Below are 15,696 nucleotides of genomic sequence, written 5' to 3' on the forward strand. Positions count from 1 at the left end.
CGATTGCTCACCAAAAGTCTCCATCATATAGGGGCGGCACCTTTGGACCGGGCCGCCTATGTGTGCAGCGTTATGGCAAGCACTCGCGAGCCGGTCAAGCAGGGATCAGCGCTTGCTCCGCAGAATTGTGCGTATCTCATGCACGTCAATGGCGTGTGTGAGGGCTGCGACGATCAGATAGGTAACGCCACCAGCGGCAATCATCAGCAGGAGGTGGAGGATGCGTGCGCTGCCACCTGCATCGAACATGGAGCCATAGAAATGGGTGTAAGCCAAAAGGCTTGCCGCCATGACGGCGCACGCGAGCAGGCACTTGAGCGCGCTCATGACTGTGCGACGCGCCAGCCTGAAGCCGTATCGCCCACGCAGGCCAAAATACAGCATGATAACATTCACCCAGGCCGCAATCGCTGTTGCGAGCGCAAGGCCCACATGGGCAAAGTCCCAAATCAGCAGGAGGTTCAGGCCAGTGTTGATGATGAGGGAAATTGTGGCGAACCGCACCGGCGTTTTCGTGTCCTGCCGCGCAAAATACCCGGGCGTCAGGGCTTTCGCGATCACATAAGCAGGCAGTCCGAGCGCATAAACCACAAGGGCTGCCGCTGTCGCTGCCGTATCCGCTTCTGTGAAGGCGTTGCGCTCAAAAAGGGTTGCAATGATGGGCGACGCGATAAGCGCAAGCGCCACGGCTGACGGCAGCGTGAGAAAAAGCGAGATCTCAATCGCCCTGTTTTGCTGGCGCATGGCACCGGCCTCATCACCACCGGCCAGAAGGCGGGAAATACCCGGTAACAAAACAGTGCCCACGGCAACGCCAATAACACCAAGGGGTAACTGGTTGAGCCGGTCAGCGTAGAAGAGCCAGGACACAGACCCTTCAGGCAGGAAACGTGCGGCCAGCAGCACATCAACAAGCAGGTTAATCTGCACAATACCGGCACCAAGGGCGGCCGGGCCAATCACCCGGAACAGTTCTCGCACTTCAGGGTTTAGTTTGGGCCGGGGCAGGGAGATCTTAAGCCCTGCGCGCTTGGCGGCGCTAAACACCCACAAAAGCTGCGCAAGGCCTGAAAACGAGACAGCTCCGGCCAGGTAACGGGCTTTTTCTACTTCTGTTTCGCCAAAACCGATAAGGGCGCCAATCATGAAGAGGTTCAGGATCACAGGCGCAAAAGCTGCAGCAGAGAACCGGTCCACGGCATTAAGCATGCCGGTGAAAAACGTCATCAGCGAAATGAGCACAAGGTAGGGGAAGGTGTAACGTCCAAGCTCAACGGTGAGGTTCAGCTTCTCCGTGTCTCCTTCAAAGCCGCCGGAAAGCCCTAGCATCACCGGCACCATCGCGGCTTCCATCACCAACAGAAATACAAGGAGGATGGGCAACAACCATGAGAGAACCTGCCCCGCAAAAGCATCTGCCGCCGCTTTGCTCTCAGCGGTTAGTTCTTTGCCAAGCAGCTTTGAGTAAAGCGGCACAAAACCAACGGAGAAAGCACCTTCCGCAAAAAGTCGTCTGAAAAAGTTGGGTAATTTGAAAGCGATAAAAAAGGCGTCAGACGCCATTCCAGCACCCAGATACCGCGCCATCAGCATGTCACGAATAAAGCCAAAAACCCGGCTCAGCAGAGTGAATCCGCCAACGGTGGAAATCCGCTTCCCGAGGCTCAAATCACCGTCTCCGTATGTTTGTTCTTCTGGGTGAATATGGGCTCACCTCTTGCGGCTTTGAGGAGTTTTTCCTCAATATTTCGAAGCCTGATTTTGTTGCTGATTTTTTGCCCCACAAGGTCACGCACGTAAAAAACGTCAATCGCACGCTCACCGTAGGTGGCAACATGCGCGGAATAAAGCGACAGCTTCAGGCGGTACAGCGCATAGGCGAGGTCATAAAGCAGGCCGGGCCTGTCTTTAGCGTTTACCTCGATCACCGTTGACCAGTTTGAGGCCCTGTTGTCGATTAGCACAACGGGCTCAATCTCAAAGGCTGCGTCTTTCTTGCCAAAGATGCGGCGCTCTTTCAGCTGCTCCTTGGGGCGCACATTCCCGCGCAGGGTTTCAAGAATGGTGTCTTCGAGCTTGTCGAGCTGGCGGCGGCTATCAAACGCGTGGCCATCCATGTCCTGCACGGCAAAGTTATCCATCGCCATGCCGTCCTTGGAGGTGTGGATTTTTGCCCCCATGATGGTTGCACCCGCCACACCCAGCGCACCAACAATGCGGGCAAAAAGGCCGGGGTGGTCAGCGGTGTAAACCGATACTTTGGTCATGTCCTGGAACGGCTCAATCCGTGCCGTGACACCAAACGCCCCGCCACGATCATCGGTTTCTCTGATCAAAAAGGCGTTTTGCTCAAGCGTGTTCGGGCCTTCCGCAATCCAGTAAGCGTCTGGCATTTTATCTGTGTGCGCGTCGAAATCCTTGTCGGACCAGTCTTTCAGCGTCTCGCGAAGTTCAACCTGTTTGGCTTTCACCCGCTCACCGCGCCCAACATTGACGTGGCCTGCTACCAGCACTTCTTCCGCTGCGTAATAAAGCTCACGCAAAAGCTGGCCTTTCCAGCCGTTCCAGATGCCGGGGCCAACTGCGCGGATATCCACCACTGTCAGCACGAGCAGAAGGCGAAGCCGCTCAGGGCTTTTCACCAGCTCACAGAAATCCTGAATGGTTTTGTGGTCAGACAGGTCGCGCTTGAACGCTGTGTTGCTCATCAGCAGGTGCCAGCGCACAAGCCAGGCCACAGTTTCAGTTTCTGCCGGTTTAAGGCCGAAGCGTGGGCACAGGTATTCCGCGACTTCCGCACCAATCACCGAATGGTCACCGCCCCGCCCCTTGGCGATATCATGCAAAAGTACCGCCACATAAAGCACGCGGCGCGAAATAACCTTCTGGATCACATCGGTGGAAAGCGGGTGTTCGTCCGCCAACTCGCCCGCCTCAATACGGGCGACAAGACCAATGGCGCGGATGGTGTGCTCATCCACCGTATAATGGTGGTACATGTCATACTGCATCTGCGCCACAACCCGGCCAAAATCAGGCACAAAACGGCCAAATACACCCGCTTCGTTCATGCGGCGAAGGTTGATCTCGCCCTCTTTCTGGCTCGTGAGTACCGCAAGGAAATCTGCATTGGCCTGCTCATTATGGCGGATCTTGTCGGTGACACGGTGCAGGTTCAGCTTGATCAGCCTGAGGGCGTCAGGGTGGATATCAAAACCTTTGTCGTCAGCGACCGCAAAGATGCGGATGATCAGCGTCGGGTCGTTCTTTAAGTCGTCTGGCGTAACAAATGTCAGGCGGCCCGCTTCAACCGCAAATTCCTGCAGCTTTTTGGTGCGGCGGAACCGCGCGAGGAAGGTTGATTTCTGCTGCCTGGCCTCAAGCACCGCACAGAAGATACGAGTCAGGTCTCCCACCTGTTTCGCCACAAGGAAATAGTGCTTCATGAAGCGCTCAACCCCGCTTGCGCCAGGGTGGTCTTTATACTTCAGTTGTTCCGCAAGCATGCGCTGGGTGTCAAACGTCAAACGTTCCTCCGCGCGCCCCGCCAGGAAATGCAGCGCGACCCGCACGGTCCACAAAAAGGAATTGGCTTTCCGGAACTGACGGTTCTCGGTAGCCGTGAGCATGTCTTCCGCCTGCATTTTCTCCCGCGATAGCCCGCCATAGAGATAAAGCGCGATCCACCACATGGTTTGCAGGTCCCTGAGGCCGCCTTTGCCGTCCTTGATGTTGGGCTCCACCACATAGCGGCTGTCTCCCATCTTTTTGTGGCGGTTGTCGCGCTCAGCCAGCTTCAGTTCAACAAACTCAGGGCCGCTGGTGGCCACAATACGCCGCACAAAGCGTTTTGCCGCCGCTAAAAACAGCTTTTCCTCGCCCCACAAATAGCGGGCTTCAAGGAGTGCCGTGCGGATTGTCAGGTCTTCTTTCGCGAGCCGGGTACATTCCTCCGGTGTGCGGGTGGCATGCCCCACCTTCAGACCCAAATCCCAAAGGGTATAGAGCATATATTCAACCACATTCTCCGCCCACGGTGTGGACTTGTAGGGAATGAGGAACAGAAGATCGATATCCGAGAAGGGGGCCAATTCGCCGCGCCCGTACCCGCCGGTTGCCACGAGGCAGAGCTGCTCAGACGCTGTCGGGTTTGAAAGCGGGTAAACGTGGGTGGTGACAAAGTCATAAAGTGTGCGCAAAAGCTGATCCATGAGAAACGAGATGGATTCTGCTGCCGTGCGGCCGTTTTCCGCTTCATCATAAAAGCGGCGCTTCACCTCGTTCCAGCCGCGCTGATGCGCATCCTTCAGGATCGCCGTAACGCCCGCATGCCAATCGCTCTGGCTCTTTTCCGCAACCATGGCGTCAAGCGCAATGACAAGGTCTTTGCGGTTGATGATCGCGCGGCGGTTACGGATTTTGCTCATGAATTTCTATCCAGATGCGCAGTGTTACCCTAATGGGTTATCGTCGCTGCTCAGTGATGATCAAGTTCGTCTTTCAGGGCATAAAGGATCTCAAGGGCTTCGCGCGGCGTCAACTGATCCGGGTTGATTTCGGACAGCTTCTCTTCAACGGCGCTCGTCTTTGGCTCACTATGCATGGGTGAGACTGGAGTATTTTGAAAGAGCGGCAAGTCATGAATAAGGCCGGTGACCTTATCGCCCTTGTCGCTGTTTTCCAGATGGTCAAGCACTTGCCGCGCGCGGTTCACCACGCGGGGCGGCAGGCCAGCAAGTTTGGCTACCTGAATACCGTAGGAACGGTCCGCCGCGCCTTGCGCAACTTCATGCAGGAAAACAACGTCGCCTTTCCATTCCCGCACTTTCATCGACCGTAGGCTCACAGCATCCAGCGTTTCCTTGAGCGCAGTAAGCTCATGATAGTGGGTGGCGAAAAGCGCACGTGACTGGTTGATATTGTGCAGGTTCTCGACCGCTGCCCATGCGATGGAAAGCCCGTCATAGGTTGCGGTGCCGCGGCCGATCTCGTCAAGGATCACCAGCGAGCGTGGCCCGGCCTGGTTCAGGATCGCCGCCGTTTCCACCATCTCCACCATGAAGGTCGACCGCCCGTGCGCCAGGTCGTCTGATGCGCCCACGCGGCTGAACAGCCGGTCAACCACGCCAATCTGGGCGCTGTCAGCGGGCACATAACTGCCAATCTGCGCCAGCACGGCAATCAGGGCGTTTTGCCTCAGAAAGGTACTTTTACCGGCCATGTTGGGGCCGGTGATAAGCCAAAGCCTGTCATCGGGGCCGAGGTCACAGTCGTTGGCGACAAAAGATTTGTCGCTCATGGCCTTCAGCGCCTTTTCCACCACCGGGTGGCGACCGCCCTTGATGTCAAAGGCGAGGCTGTCATCCACATCAGGGCGGGTGTAACGCTCGTTTTCGGCCAAGGTGGCGAGGGCGGAGGCTACATCAAGGCTCGCGAGCGCTTCGGCGGCTGTTGAGATCGCTTCCGCATGGTCAATTGCGCGCGCCACAAGGCCTGCGAACAGCTCCTGCTCAAGCGCCAGCGAGCGGTCGCCTGCTTCTGATATTTTACCGGCAAGCTTGGAAAGCTCGCTGGTGGAAAAACGAATGGAGTTCGCGAGCGTCTGGCGGTGAATGAAGGTTTCATTCAAAGGCGCAGACATCAGCTTTTCCGCGTGTTTGGCGGTAACATCCACATGGTAGCCGATGACGTTGTTGTGCTTGACCTTCAGGGAACCAATGCCGGTCAGGCGCTGGTAATCGCCTTCAAGACCCGCGATCAGACGCCGGCTTTCGTCCCGCAACATGCGAAACTCGTCCAGTGCTTCATGGTATCCCTTTGCAATAAAACCGCCGTCGCGGGTCAGAAGCGGCGGCTCCTCCACCAGCGCTCTTGTCAGCTCAGCAACAAGTTCGCCGTGTTCGCCAAGGTCACTGGCGGCATCCGCGATCAGGTCGGCCATGTCTTCAAGCGCATTTTTAGGCGCCAGCAGATATGTTTGCACCGCCTTGGCAGCCTCAAGCCCAATGCGCAGCGAGGCCAGGTCCCGTGGCCCGCCACGCCCCAGCGAGAGCCGCGCCAGCGCTCGCTCCATATCCGGGGCTGACTTGAGGGCCGCGCGAATGTCAGTGCGCAGGTGGGGCCGCTCGATCATATATTGCACGCCGTCCAGCCGTTCGTTCACCCGCACCGGGTCGGTCAGCGGGGCGGACAGGCGTTTTGCCAGAAGCCGCGCACCTGCGCCGGTGACGGTACAGTCAATCACAGAGAGAAGGCTGCCGGAGGTTTCGCCGGTTTGCGTGCGGGTAAGCTCAAGGCTGCGGCGCGTGGCGGCGTCGATCATCATGGTGCCATCGGCAGATAAGCGGCGCGGCGGGTAAAGCCGGGGCATTTTGCCTTTTTGCGTGTCCTCAAGATAGTCCACGAGCGCACCGGCAGCGGCCAGGTCTGCGCGGCTCAGGTTCGCAAACCCGTCAAGCGTCGCTACGTCAAACAGTTCCTTGAGGCGGCGGGCGCCAAAGGTGCTGTCAAAACGGTGGGGTTCAATAGGGCTGATAATCGTGCGCCAGTCAAAAAGCGCTGCCGCCAGCTTGTCATCGTCGCTTGTATCTGCTGCTGCAATCAATTCACCGGGGTTGAGACGTGCGAGGTCAGCGTCCAGCCGTCCGATTTTTGTTGGCAGGATGAAAAACTCACCTGTTGATATCTCAACAACTGCAAGGGAAAAGTCATTTTGCGCGCGCCCAAGCGCCACCAGATAGTTGGCTGCGCGGGCATCCAGCAGGTTTTCTTCCGTGATCGTGCCGGGGGTTACAAGGCGGATGACTTCGCGCCGTACCACAGATTTGGAGCCGCGTTTTTTCGCCTCAGCCGGGTCTTCGGTCTGCTCACAAACCGCAACCTTGAAACCCTTGCGGATCAGGCGCGAAAGGTACATCTCGCTCGCATGCACCGGCACACCCGCCATGGGGATATCTTCGCCGTCATGTTTGCCGCGTTTGGTGAGGGTGATATCAAGCGCGGCAGATGCCTGCTCGGCGTCCTCGAAAAACAGCTCGTAAAAATCGCCCATGCGGTAAAACAGCATGCAATCCGGATAGTTTGCTTTGATCTCCAGAAACTGTGCCATCATGGGTGTCGCGCCGGGTGCGGATGCGGCGCGAGACCATTTGTTTTCAGGCGTCGTTGGGCTATCGGTTTGCCCCCGCGTGTTATTATCCGCGTTCTGCCCCAAGTGCGCGCTACCTTCCATTTTTTTAACTTACCCCCGGTTTACTGCCCGATTTCAATTGTCAGCCGCTTTGTGCCATAGTATGCCGCATACATACCCCGCTTTTAGAGCATTCTTTAGTCTGTCGCCACCCAAAGAACACCAAAGAACAGAGGAATCCCCATGGCTAGCAAATCTTCCAAATTTACGGATGCGGAAGCGCTCAGGTTCCATTCTTCCGGTCGTCCCGGAAAGATTGAAATAACCCCCACAAAACCAATGGCAACCCAGCGAGATCTATCGCTGGCATACAGCCCCGGCGTAGCCGTACCGGTGAGGGAGATCGCACGGGACCCTGACACCGCTTATGATTACACCACAAAAGGCAACCTTGTGGCTGTTATCTCAAACGGGACAGCGATCCTGGGCCTTGGTAACCTTGGTGCTGCGGCGTCCAAACCGGTGATGGAAGGCAAGGCTGTGCTTTTCAAGCGGTTCGCGGATGTAGATTCTATCGATTTGGAAGTTGATAGTGAAGACATTGACGAGTTTGTGAACTGCGTGAAGCTCCTCGGCCCTTCGTTTGGCGGCATCAACCTCGAAGACATCGCGGCGCCAGAGTGTTTTATTATTGAGCAGCGCCTGCGTGAGTTGATGGACATTCCTGTCTTCCATGATGACCAGCACGGCACGGCGATCATCACCGCAGCTGGTTTCATTAACGCGCTGGACCTTACCGGGCGTGAACTTAAAGACACCAAAGTTGTCGCCCTTGGCGCAGGTGCCGCCTGTATCGCCTGTATCGAGCTGATCAAGGCCATGGGCCTGCCGCATGAAAATGTCACCATGGTAGACCGTACCGGTGTGATTTATGCGGGCCGCACAGAAGGCATGAACCAGTGGAAGTCTGCGCATGCAATCAAAACCGATGCGCGCACTTTGGAAGAAGCCATGGTGGGGGCTGACGTTGTGATCGGCCTTGCCGCCGCCGGTGCCATCACCAAGGAGATGGTTAAATCCATGGGCGAGAAGCCGATCATTTTCGCCATGGCAAACCCTGACCCCGAGATCACACCGGAAGACGCCAAGGAAGCGCGTCCGGATGCGATCGTGGCCACAGGCCGGTCTGATTATCCAAACCAGGTGAATAACGTGCTTGGTTTCCCTTATATTTTCCGCGGTGCGTTGGATGTCCGGGCCCGGACTATTAATGAAGAAATGAAGATCGCGGCAGCGCAGGCGATTGCCGAGCTTGCGCGTGAAGATGTGCCTGATGAAGTGGCGGCGGCTTACGGCGGCCAGCAACCTCATTATGGCCCTGAATATATTATCCCGGCACCCTTTGACCCGCGCCTCATTCGCCGCATCCCGGTGAAAGTGGCGCAGGCCGCGATGGACAGCGGTGTTGCGCGCAAGCCGATTGAGGATATGGAAGCTTACGAGCAGGAGCTTTCAGCGCGCCTTGACCCAACGGCAGACACACTTTCCACCATGTTTGAAGACCTGAAGCGCCGCACGCCGCAGCGTGTTGTGTTCGCGGAAGCGGAGGAAGAAAAAGTCCTCCGTGCGGCAATCGGCTTCAAAAACGCCGGTTACGGTGTGCCGATCCTTGTGGGTTATGAAGCACCAATCCGCGAAAAATTGCGTGAAATGGGTGTGGATGACGCAGCGTTCGAGATCTGGAATGCGGCCAACACCAAACGCACCAGCGATTATGTGGACTATATTTACGAACGGCTGAACCGTCGCGGCTTCCTGCTGCGTGACGTGCAGCGCCTTGTCAAACGCGACCGGAACGTTTTCTCCGCCTGTATGGTGGCAACGGGCGACGCAGACGCTATGGTGACCGGTGTAACCCGGCATTATTGGCGTGCGCTCAAGAACGTACGACGGGTGATCGACCCACTGCCGGGCATGCGGCCGTTTGGTATGTCGATCGTGGTCACCAAACAGCGCACGGTGTTTATTGCAGACACCACGGTGAACGAGCGCCCCGGCGCGGAAGACCTGGCGGACATTGCGCAAAACGCGGCCTATTTCGTGAAGCGCCTGGGCCATGATCCGCGCATTGCGTTCCTGTCATTCTCCAACTTCGGTAACCCGCCATCGGACAAAACCAAACACATTCAGGAAGCTGTTTCGCTTCTCAACAAGCGCAATGTGGACTTTGAGTTTGACGGTGAAATGCAGGCCGATGTGGCGTTGAACCGCACGCTTATGGAACAGTATCCGTTCATGAACCTCTCCGGCCCGGCAAACGTGCTGGTGATGCCTGCGCTTCACAGCGCTAACATCGGCTATAAGCTGTTGGCAGAGCTAGGCGGCGGCCGCGTGGTTGGCCCGATGCTTCTGGGCATGAGCCACTCGATCCAGATTTCACGCATGACAGCCACGGCGTCAGACCTTGTGAACATGGCCGGGTTGGCGGCAAGTGCCGCGCACGCGCTCGCACAAGCCCGCAAGGAACTGGACGCAGAATAAACACCAAGATTTTTGCGGTTACCAGAAAATGGCCAGAGGGTGAGAACCTTCTGGCCATTTTCTTTTAGCTTCACAGACAAACCCTGCATCCGTCCCTCAAGTACTGACCACGCAAAGTTTGAGGGCTCATATCCATGGCTATCGGAGTGGAATTCGAAACCGACGTAAAAGTGACGGGTGACGTTGAGTATCAGAAGGTTATCTATCAGGCGGCTGATATGGGCTGGAAAATCCTTCTCGATGGCGTGGAGGGTGATAACGCTGTTCTTGAATTTGTAACTGTCCCCTTCTCTGAGGCCGAAGAAATAACCGCGGCAACGGACCAGATGTTGGAGTTTATTACTCTTATCCTGGATGATTTTGACGGTCAGGACAGGGTCTTTAGTGACATTATAGCTGCTCTTGCAGCGCGCGACGGCAAGTGGGCATCAACTCTTGATGCTTATGGCGGGATTGTGCAGGTTCGAAAACGTGACTTTGCAGGTGCACCCCAAGTTACACTTGATATCCCGCTGGAGCAGGTCAACGGTTTTCTGGGTTTTGCTCAAGGGTTACCGGTGGCCACTATTCGGCAGGCGCTTGACAGGAAAATCACCAAAGAACTTAAAGCCAAATATGGCGCGCAGGCTCAACCCTATAAATCAGCGTGGGACACAGCGAAGCAAAATTTGGCGGACCTTGACGAGCGTTCGCCAGACTATCAGGCAAAACGAGCCATATATAGGGACACCATTCGTACTGCCAGGGAGGCGGTGGCGGCAATTCAAGGTGAGTATGAGACAGAGTATCTGGAAATACGGACGCTTGTGAATCAGTCCGGTACCAGGGTCGAGGGGTTAAAGCGTGTATATTATGGTGACAAGCTGTTTGTTGACCCCACCGTTTTATTCCCTGGTGCAGATATCCTGAACACCGTTGGCAAAGCGGAGGACTGGGTCGCTGCCAAAAGAACTGACCACGGTACAACGATAAGCGATGAGGGTTACAATAAAGCCTGTGGGTTGATGACTCTTCTACTGCTGTATCTGAACTGTGGCTTTGCGGTGAGTGCCGCGCAAGATTATTCCAAAGAATACTTTACCGTGATGTCGCGCACCTGTTTCAGCGCAATGTATGCAGCGCTAGATGACAATGTGCAGGCGCTTTTTTCTACAGACGAAGTCATTATTACGGCGTGGGGCGGGGAAGAAAGCCAAAAGAACAACAGGGTACTCTTGAAAGGCTTTGCCGAAACCGAGATCAAAATTGGCACCAGCACCTATCCGGTGGCAGACGGTGACGGTGGAGCAAAACTTGCGTTTGGCCCCAAGCGGGGAGAGTGGGTCGACAGCGTGCTTGCCCCTCCCAGCAATAGCGCGGCGGCGGGCATATCCTCCGGGCTCAACTATATTCGGGGTAGCGGTACATATGTAGCAACTGTTGCGCAGTGTGATGCAGCAAATGCAAATACCAATCCGACCCGAAATTTTCATTTTCCATCAAAAGACCTGATGTCCCGCGGCGATGCCGCATATAACTCCATCTCTCTTGGCTACAACCACAACCTTGGGGATGGGGGCTCGGTTGCCCTTGAGTTTCGCCAATGGCCAAAAGTGAGTTTACCCCCGGCTGCCTGGTGGGGTTTTACCAATTCAATATATGAAAGCACGCTTAGCTATCTGGCTGGCGATTGATTGTGCTGCTGCAGCGCGAGGAGGATATGGTGATAGATACGTTTGACAATCTGATTGGGCTTTATGATGCGGCGCTCAAGGATTTTGTGGCAGCAGGTAGTGCGCTGAAACGTTCTTATCCGGATAGTATAACTCTGGAGGAGTTTTCGGACGTACTGACGGATTATTCGGCCGCGGCGAGCAGCTTGAATAGCAGTACCAAGGGTACCGACCCCTATAAAAACGCCCTTCTGGGGTTGAAGAACACCGTGCTGCTTCTGCAGGCATTGTCGCAGGAAACAACGTCGGCTATGCGGGTCTATGTGAAAACGATACAAAGCTGGCTGGCAAACCCGCCACAGCTCCAGATGCCCAATAAGAAGGCCTATAACGCTTATCTTCAGCAGGCTGAAAAACTTCGCACGATGATGGTTACTTTGTCGGCGAAAACCTCTGCTGCGGTGGCGTCCCTGGCTTAAGGGGTGCGCCTCTAGTCTTCCCATTCCTTGATCTTGCGGTAAAGCGTGGAAGGGTTGACCTCCAGCTTTTTGGCGGCCGCGCGTACCTTGCCGCCAGAAAGTTCAATCGCACGTTCGATCAACTTTCGCTCGCTTACCGCGAGCGGTTCAATCTCGTTTGAAACAGGTGATGGGATCGGGGTTTGATTGGCTGCAACACCCTCAGAATTTTGAGGTCTGGCCGCGGATAACCGTCGCGAGGGGCCCATCAGGCGCTCAAGCATTGGGGCGGTGAGCGCAGGGCCTTCGTTAAGTACCACGGCGCTATGGATCACATTACCCAGCTCCCGTACGTTGCCGGGCCAGCTGTGCGCCATCAGCCGGGCTTCCGCGTCAGGCTCTATGCGGTCGAAATCCTTGTCTTCTTCTTCGGCATATTGGGCCAGCAGATGCCTTGCGATCAGCAGAACATCCTGCCCGCGTTCCGCCAAGGGCGGTAGGTGGATAGGCACCACGTGAAGTCGGTAATAAAGATCCTCCCGGAACCGTCCGGCCTCAACCTCCTCCCACGGTGTGCGGTTGGTGGCGCAGACAAAACGCACATTCACGTCGCGGGGCGTGTTGCTGCCAACGGGCACAACCTGGCCAGTTTGGATAAACCGTAATAATTTAGCCTGCAGGTCGAGAGGCATCTCGCAAATTTCATCAAGGAAGAGCGTGCCACCGTCGGCGGTGACCGCCGCCCCATCCCTGTCTGTTGAGGCACCTGTAAATGCTCCCTTTTTGTGGCCGAAAATCTCGCTTTCGATCAGGTTGGCGGGGATGGCAGCGCAGTTCAGGGCAACAAAACGTTTGTCCTTGCGCGGGCTTTGGTTGTGTACCGATTCCGCGCACAGTTCCTTACCTGTGCCTGACGCACCCATGATGAATACGGATGCCTTTGATGCAGCGCAATCCTCAATCATGCGGTAAACCGCCAGCATAGGTGCGCTATTGCCGATAAAGCGGTCAAACTGCTTGGCGCGGCCACCGGCAAACTGTTCCACAAGCCCGGCAAGGCGGTGAATTTCAAGCGCGTTTTTAACCGTTGTTACCAGTCGTTCAGCAGCAAAGGGTTTGAGCAGAAAGTCGGTCGCGCCTTCTTGAATTGCCTCAACGGCGACCTTCACCGAACCATGGGCGGTGATCACAATCACCCTTGCTTCGTTTTTCTCGGCTTTGACGCGTTTGAGGATATCAAGCCCGTCCATATCCGGCAGCATGAGGTCCAGCAGGATGACGGTTGGGTTTGCGGCCTCGATATGGGCGAGCGCATCGGTGCCGGTTTCAGCAATTTCTATCGGCAGCCCAAGGGAGCGCAGATATTCGCGGTACGTGAGCGCGAGTGTCGGGCTGTCCTCAATGATAAGAATACTGGCTTCTTCTGCCACGCGGTGCTTTCCCCAAAATAATCCCTTCGCCTTTGGTAGCGAATGTTAAGCTTGCATACAAGCGACAGCAAAGGCTTACGCCATGAAGGTTAATATGGAGTTTGTTGAAAATTCTAACTTGTTGGTGACGTTTGATTTACCCAACTGAGCTAGACTTTCTGTATCTCTCAGGCAAAAATGCCGTTTCAACGCTGAAAAGGGCGCAGAATATGGCGCAGGAAAAATCAGATCCAGAGCAAGGCCGGGACAACCGTGCGCATCGGCGGCGGTCTGTTTTGTGGCCGGCAAAACTTGTGGTGGGCAAACACAGGGTTGCCTGCCAGATATGGAATCTGTCGCTTGGCGGCGCCCGTGTGCGGGTTGACCTGCCGCTCAAGGAAGGCACAAAAATCACCCTCGCGGTGGCAGAGCGCGGTGATATCCCTGCGCGCGTAGCCTGGACAAAGGGCGAGTCGCTCGGTGTTACCTTTGAGGTGGATGAGGAACACATTCGTACAATGTTCCGCGACAGGCTACATATTCTCGGGCTTGATGACGAGCCTCAGGAATAATTCGGCTTGACCAATTTCCTGCTCGCACGCCATATCCCCTTATGACTGAAAACAGATTAACCTCTCGCCTTTGGGTGGATGCGCATGTGCGCACCTGCCATATCAACCACATGCCTGCTTTTGTGGTGGCGAAAGGTGATGAGGCGCGCGGGGGTATCCTTCTAAAGATAAACCGTTTTGGCGCAGGCGTGCTGACGTTTGAGCAGTCCCGCAACTTTGATGGCGAGAAAATCTGGCGTCGTCTTGGCCCCGAAGGTGGCGAGGCGGAAGTGGATGCAGACGCCCGTATAGCCAAAAAGCGATCATTCGATAATGACCTGTGGGTTGTTGAGATCGAGGATATGGCGGGTGAATACAGCCCGGATGCGCCAATTTCAGACTTCTGATGCCGCTTTCGGCTTGACGGATGCAGGCACCAACCATAGGTAATGCGGGACAAACGCCGATTATTTGGAACCAAGAATGACCAAGCTTGATATTATCAACGTACCTGACCCGCTTCTCAAAACCTTGTCCGACCCTGTTGGGCAGGTTGATGATGACCTGCGCCGGTTGATGGATAATATGCTTGAAACCATGTATGACGCGCCCGGTATTGGCCTGGCCGCGATCCAGGTTGCGGTGCCAAAGCGTGTGATTGTGCTTGATACGGAAGGCGATGAAGAGGAAGGCCGCCAGCCTATATTCCTCGTTAACCCTGAGGTCACTTGGGAATCTGAGGAGTTTAGCGTTTATAATGAGGGCTGCCTCTCGGTGCCGGAGCACTATGCCGAGGTTGAGCGTCCTGCCAGCGTGAAGGTGCGGTATTTCGACTATCACGGAAAAGAGCAGGAAGAATTGATGGAAGGCCTTAAGGCCACGTGCGTACAGCATGAGATCGACCACCTGAACGGTGTGGTTTTTATTGATTATCTCTCAAAGCTGAAACGCAATATGATCATCAAGAAGGTCCGCAAGGCGACGAAAGACGCCACTATTCTTTAATTTCCCAACGTTTTGGAGGGCATAATGCGCGTTGCTTTTATGGGCACACCAGAATTTGCCCTCCCAACCCTGAAGGCGCTCATTGCCGCAGGCCATGACGTTATCGGGGTTTATAGCCAGCCGCCAGCGCCTGCGGGCCGCGGCAAAAAACTCAAACCATCGCCCGTGCATGCCTTTGCCGAAGCCGAAGGGCTGAAGGTTTTCACACCAAAATCAATGCGCGACTCTGATGCGCAAGCCGAATTTGCGAGCCTCAACGCAGATGTTGCAGTAGTGGTGGCGTTCGGCCAGATCCTGCCGCAAGTCGTTCTGGATACCCCAAAATATGGTTGTGTGAATGTACACGCGAGCCTGCTGCCTCGCTGGCGTGGGGCAGCGCCCATTCACCGGGCGATCATGGCGGGCGACGAGAAGACGGGTGTTTGCATCATGCAGATGGAAGCTGGGCTTGATACAGGCCCTGTGCTTGCGTTTGCGGAGACAGACATCGGCCCCCGCGACACTACACTTGACCTGCACGACCGGCTGGCGGAGTTGGGCGCAAGCCTCATTGGTGAGGCGGTTATGGGGCTAAAGCGGGGCACGGCTGTGGCGGTGCCACAAGCGGCTGAAGGCGTTACATATGCTCATAAAATCGAGAAATCGGAGGCCAGAATAGTGTGGCATAGAAGTGCGGCGGAAATTGACCGCCATGTACGTGGCCTTTGCCCCTTCCCCGGTGCCTGGACAGAGATGAACGGGGAGCGCTTCAAAGTCCTTGCTGGCACGGTCGTAGAGGATAGGTCGGGCGAGCCGGGGGTGTGCCTTGATGATGAGATGCTGATAGCCTGCGGCGAGGGTGCTTATCGCATTGACCGTGCACAGCGTGCGGGCAAGGGACCTATGGCGCGCGAAGATATCCTGCGTGGCTTCACGTTGCCTTCGGGCAAAAAAGTTGGCCAAGGCGACTAA

At 55.8% G+C, this 15,696-nt stretch carries 11 protein-coding genes; 7 read left to right on the forward strand and 4 right to left on the reverse strand.

Translation table 11 applies throughout. From position 1 onward, the window contains the following. Positions 1-105: 105 nt before the first annotated feature. The 3 genes from murJ to mutS are packed head-to-tail and all read right to left on the reverse strand — an operon-like array spanning position 106 to position 7,231. Positions 106-1,668, reverse strand: a complete 1,563-nt coding sequence (gene murJ / locus ACOOGA_RS10315; protein WP_417459464.1) for a murein biosynthesis integral membrane protein MurJ — start codon at positions 1,666-1,668, stop codon at positions 106-108. Then, entirely contained in the window at positions 1,665-4,427 is a 2,763-nt protein-coding gene (locus ACOOGA_RS10320) for a [protein-PII] uridylyltransferase (protein ID WP_417459465.1), read from the reverse strand. Before ACOOGA_RS10320 ends, murJ begins: the two co-directional genes overlap by 4 nt. A gap of 50 nt (positions 4,428-4,477) precedes the next feature. After that, positions 4,478-7,231, reverse strand: coding sequence for a DNA mismatch repair protein MutS (gene mutS, locus ACOOGA_RS10325; protein WP_417459466.1), 2,754 nt, complete (start codon positions 7,229-7,231; stop codon positions 4,478-4,480). Between the two features lie 141 nt (positions 7,232-7,372). Here mutS and ACOOGA_RS10330 point away from each other — a divergent pair, with 141 nt between their 5' ends. The 3 genes from ACOOGA_RS10330 to ACOOGA_RS10340 all read left to right on the forward strand — a co-directional run bounded on the left by ACOOGA_RS10330 (position 7,373) and on the right by ACOOGA_RS10340 (position 11,801). Next, positions 7,373-9,670 carry an NADP-dependent malic enzyme gene (locus tag ACOOGA_RS10330; RefSeq protein ID WP_417459467.1) on the forward strand — a complete coding sequence of 766 codons (2,298 nt, stop codon included), beginning with the start codon at positions 7,373-7,375 and terminating at the stop codon, positions 9,668-9,670. Between the two features lie 134 nt (positions 9,671-9,804). Beyond that, positions 9,805-11,343 carry a hypothetical protein gene (locus ACOOGA_RS10335; RefSeq protein ID WP_417459468.1) on the forward strand — a complete coding sequence of 513 codons (1,539 nt, stop codon included), beginning with the start codon at positions 9,805-9,807 and terminating at the stop codon, positions 11,341-11,343. Continuing rightward, entirely contained in the window at positions 11,340-11,801 is a 462-nt protein-coding gene (locus tag ACOOGA_RS10340; RefSeq protein ID WP_417459469.1) for a hypothetical protein, read from the forward strand. Before ACOOGA_RS10335 ends, ACOOGA_RS10340 begins: the two co-directional genes overlap by 4 nt. 11 nt (positions 11,802-11,812) lie before the next feature. On the opposite strand, the gene ACOOGA_RS10345 is transcribed toward ACOOGA_RS10340, so the two are convergent. After that, a complete protein-coding gene (locus ACOOGA_RS10345; RefSeq protein ID WP_417459470.1) occupies positions 11,813-13,210 on the reverse strand; it encodes a sigma-54-dependent transcriptional regulator in 1,398 nt (465 codons plus the stop codon). A 209-nt stretch (positions 13,211-13,419) separates the two neighbouring features. Here ACOOGA_RS10345 and ACOOGA_RS10350 point away from each other — a divergent pair, with 209 nt between their 5' ends. The 4 genes from ACOOGA_RS10350 (at position 13,420) to fmt (ending at position 15,696) form a co-directional block, all read left to right on the forward strand. Next, on the forward strand, positions 13,420-13,761 hold the full coding sequence (locus ACOOGA_RS10350; RefSeq protein ID WP_417459471.1) for a PilZ domain-containing protein: 342 nt from the start codon (positions 13,420-13,422) through the stop codon (positions 13,759-13,761). A gap of 41 nt (positions 13,762-13,802) precedes the next feature. Continuing rightward, on the forward strand, positions 13,803-14,147 hold the full coding sequence (locus ACOOGA_RS10355; RefSeq protein WP_417459472.1) for a DUF1491 family protein: 345 nt from the start codon (positions 13,803-13,805) through the stop codon (positions 14,145-14,147). A gap of 76 nt (positions 14,148-14,223) precedes the next feature. After that, positions 14,224-14,745: a peptide deformylase gene (def, locus tag ACOOGA_RS10360; RefSeq protein WP_417459473.1), complete on the forward strand. Its 522-nt coding sequence runs from the start codon at positions 14,224-14,226 to the stop codon at positions 14,743-14,745. A 24-nt stretch (positions 14,746-14,769) separates the two neighbouring features. After that, the gene (gene fmt, locus ACOOGA_RS10365; RefSeq protein WP_417459474.1) at positions 14,770-15,696 is read left to right on the forward strand and encodes a methionyl-tRNA formyltransferase; all 927 of its coding nucleotides are present in this window, start codon (positions 14,770-14,772) and stop codon (positions 15,694-15,696) included.

The organism is Kordiimonas sp. (assembly GCF_965216265.1).
Classification (GTDB): Bacteria; Pseudomonadota; Alphaproteobacteria; order Sphingomonadales; family Kordiimonadaceae; genus Kordiimonas.

Coding starts and splice junctions, on each gene's coding strand:
- ACOOGA_RS10350 (WP_417459471.1), top strand. CDS start 13,420: ATGGCGCAGGAAAAATCAGATCCAGAGCAAGGCCGGGACAACCGTGCG.
- ACOOGA_RS10335 (WP_417459468.1), top strand. CDS start 9,805: ATGGCTATCGGAGTGGAATTCGAAACCGACGTAAAAGTGACGGGTGAC.
- fmt (WP_417459474.1), top strand. CDS start 14,770: ATGCGCGTTGCTTTTATGGGCACACCAGAATTTGCCCTCCCAACCCTG.
- mutS (WP_417459466.1), bottom strand. CDS start 7,231: ATGGAAGGTAGCGCGCACTTGGGGCAGAACGCGGATAATAACACGCGG.
- def (WP_417459473.1), top strand. CDS start 14,224: ATGACCAAGCTTGATATTATCAACGTACCTGACCCGCTTCTCAAAACC.
- ACOOGA_RS10330 (WP_417459467.1), top strand. CDS start 7,373: ATGGCTAGCAAATCTTCCAAATTTACGGATGCGGAAGCGCTCAGGTTC.
- ACOOGA_RS10320 (WP_417459465.1), bottom strand. CDS start 4,427: ATGAGCAAAATCCGTAACCGCCGCGCGATCATCAACCGCAAAGACCTT.
- ACOOGA_RS10355 (WP_417459472.1), top strand. CDS start 13,803: ATGACTGAAAACAGATTAACCTCTCGCCTTTGGGTGGATGCGCATGTG.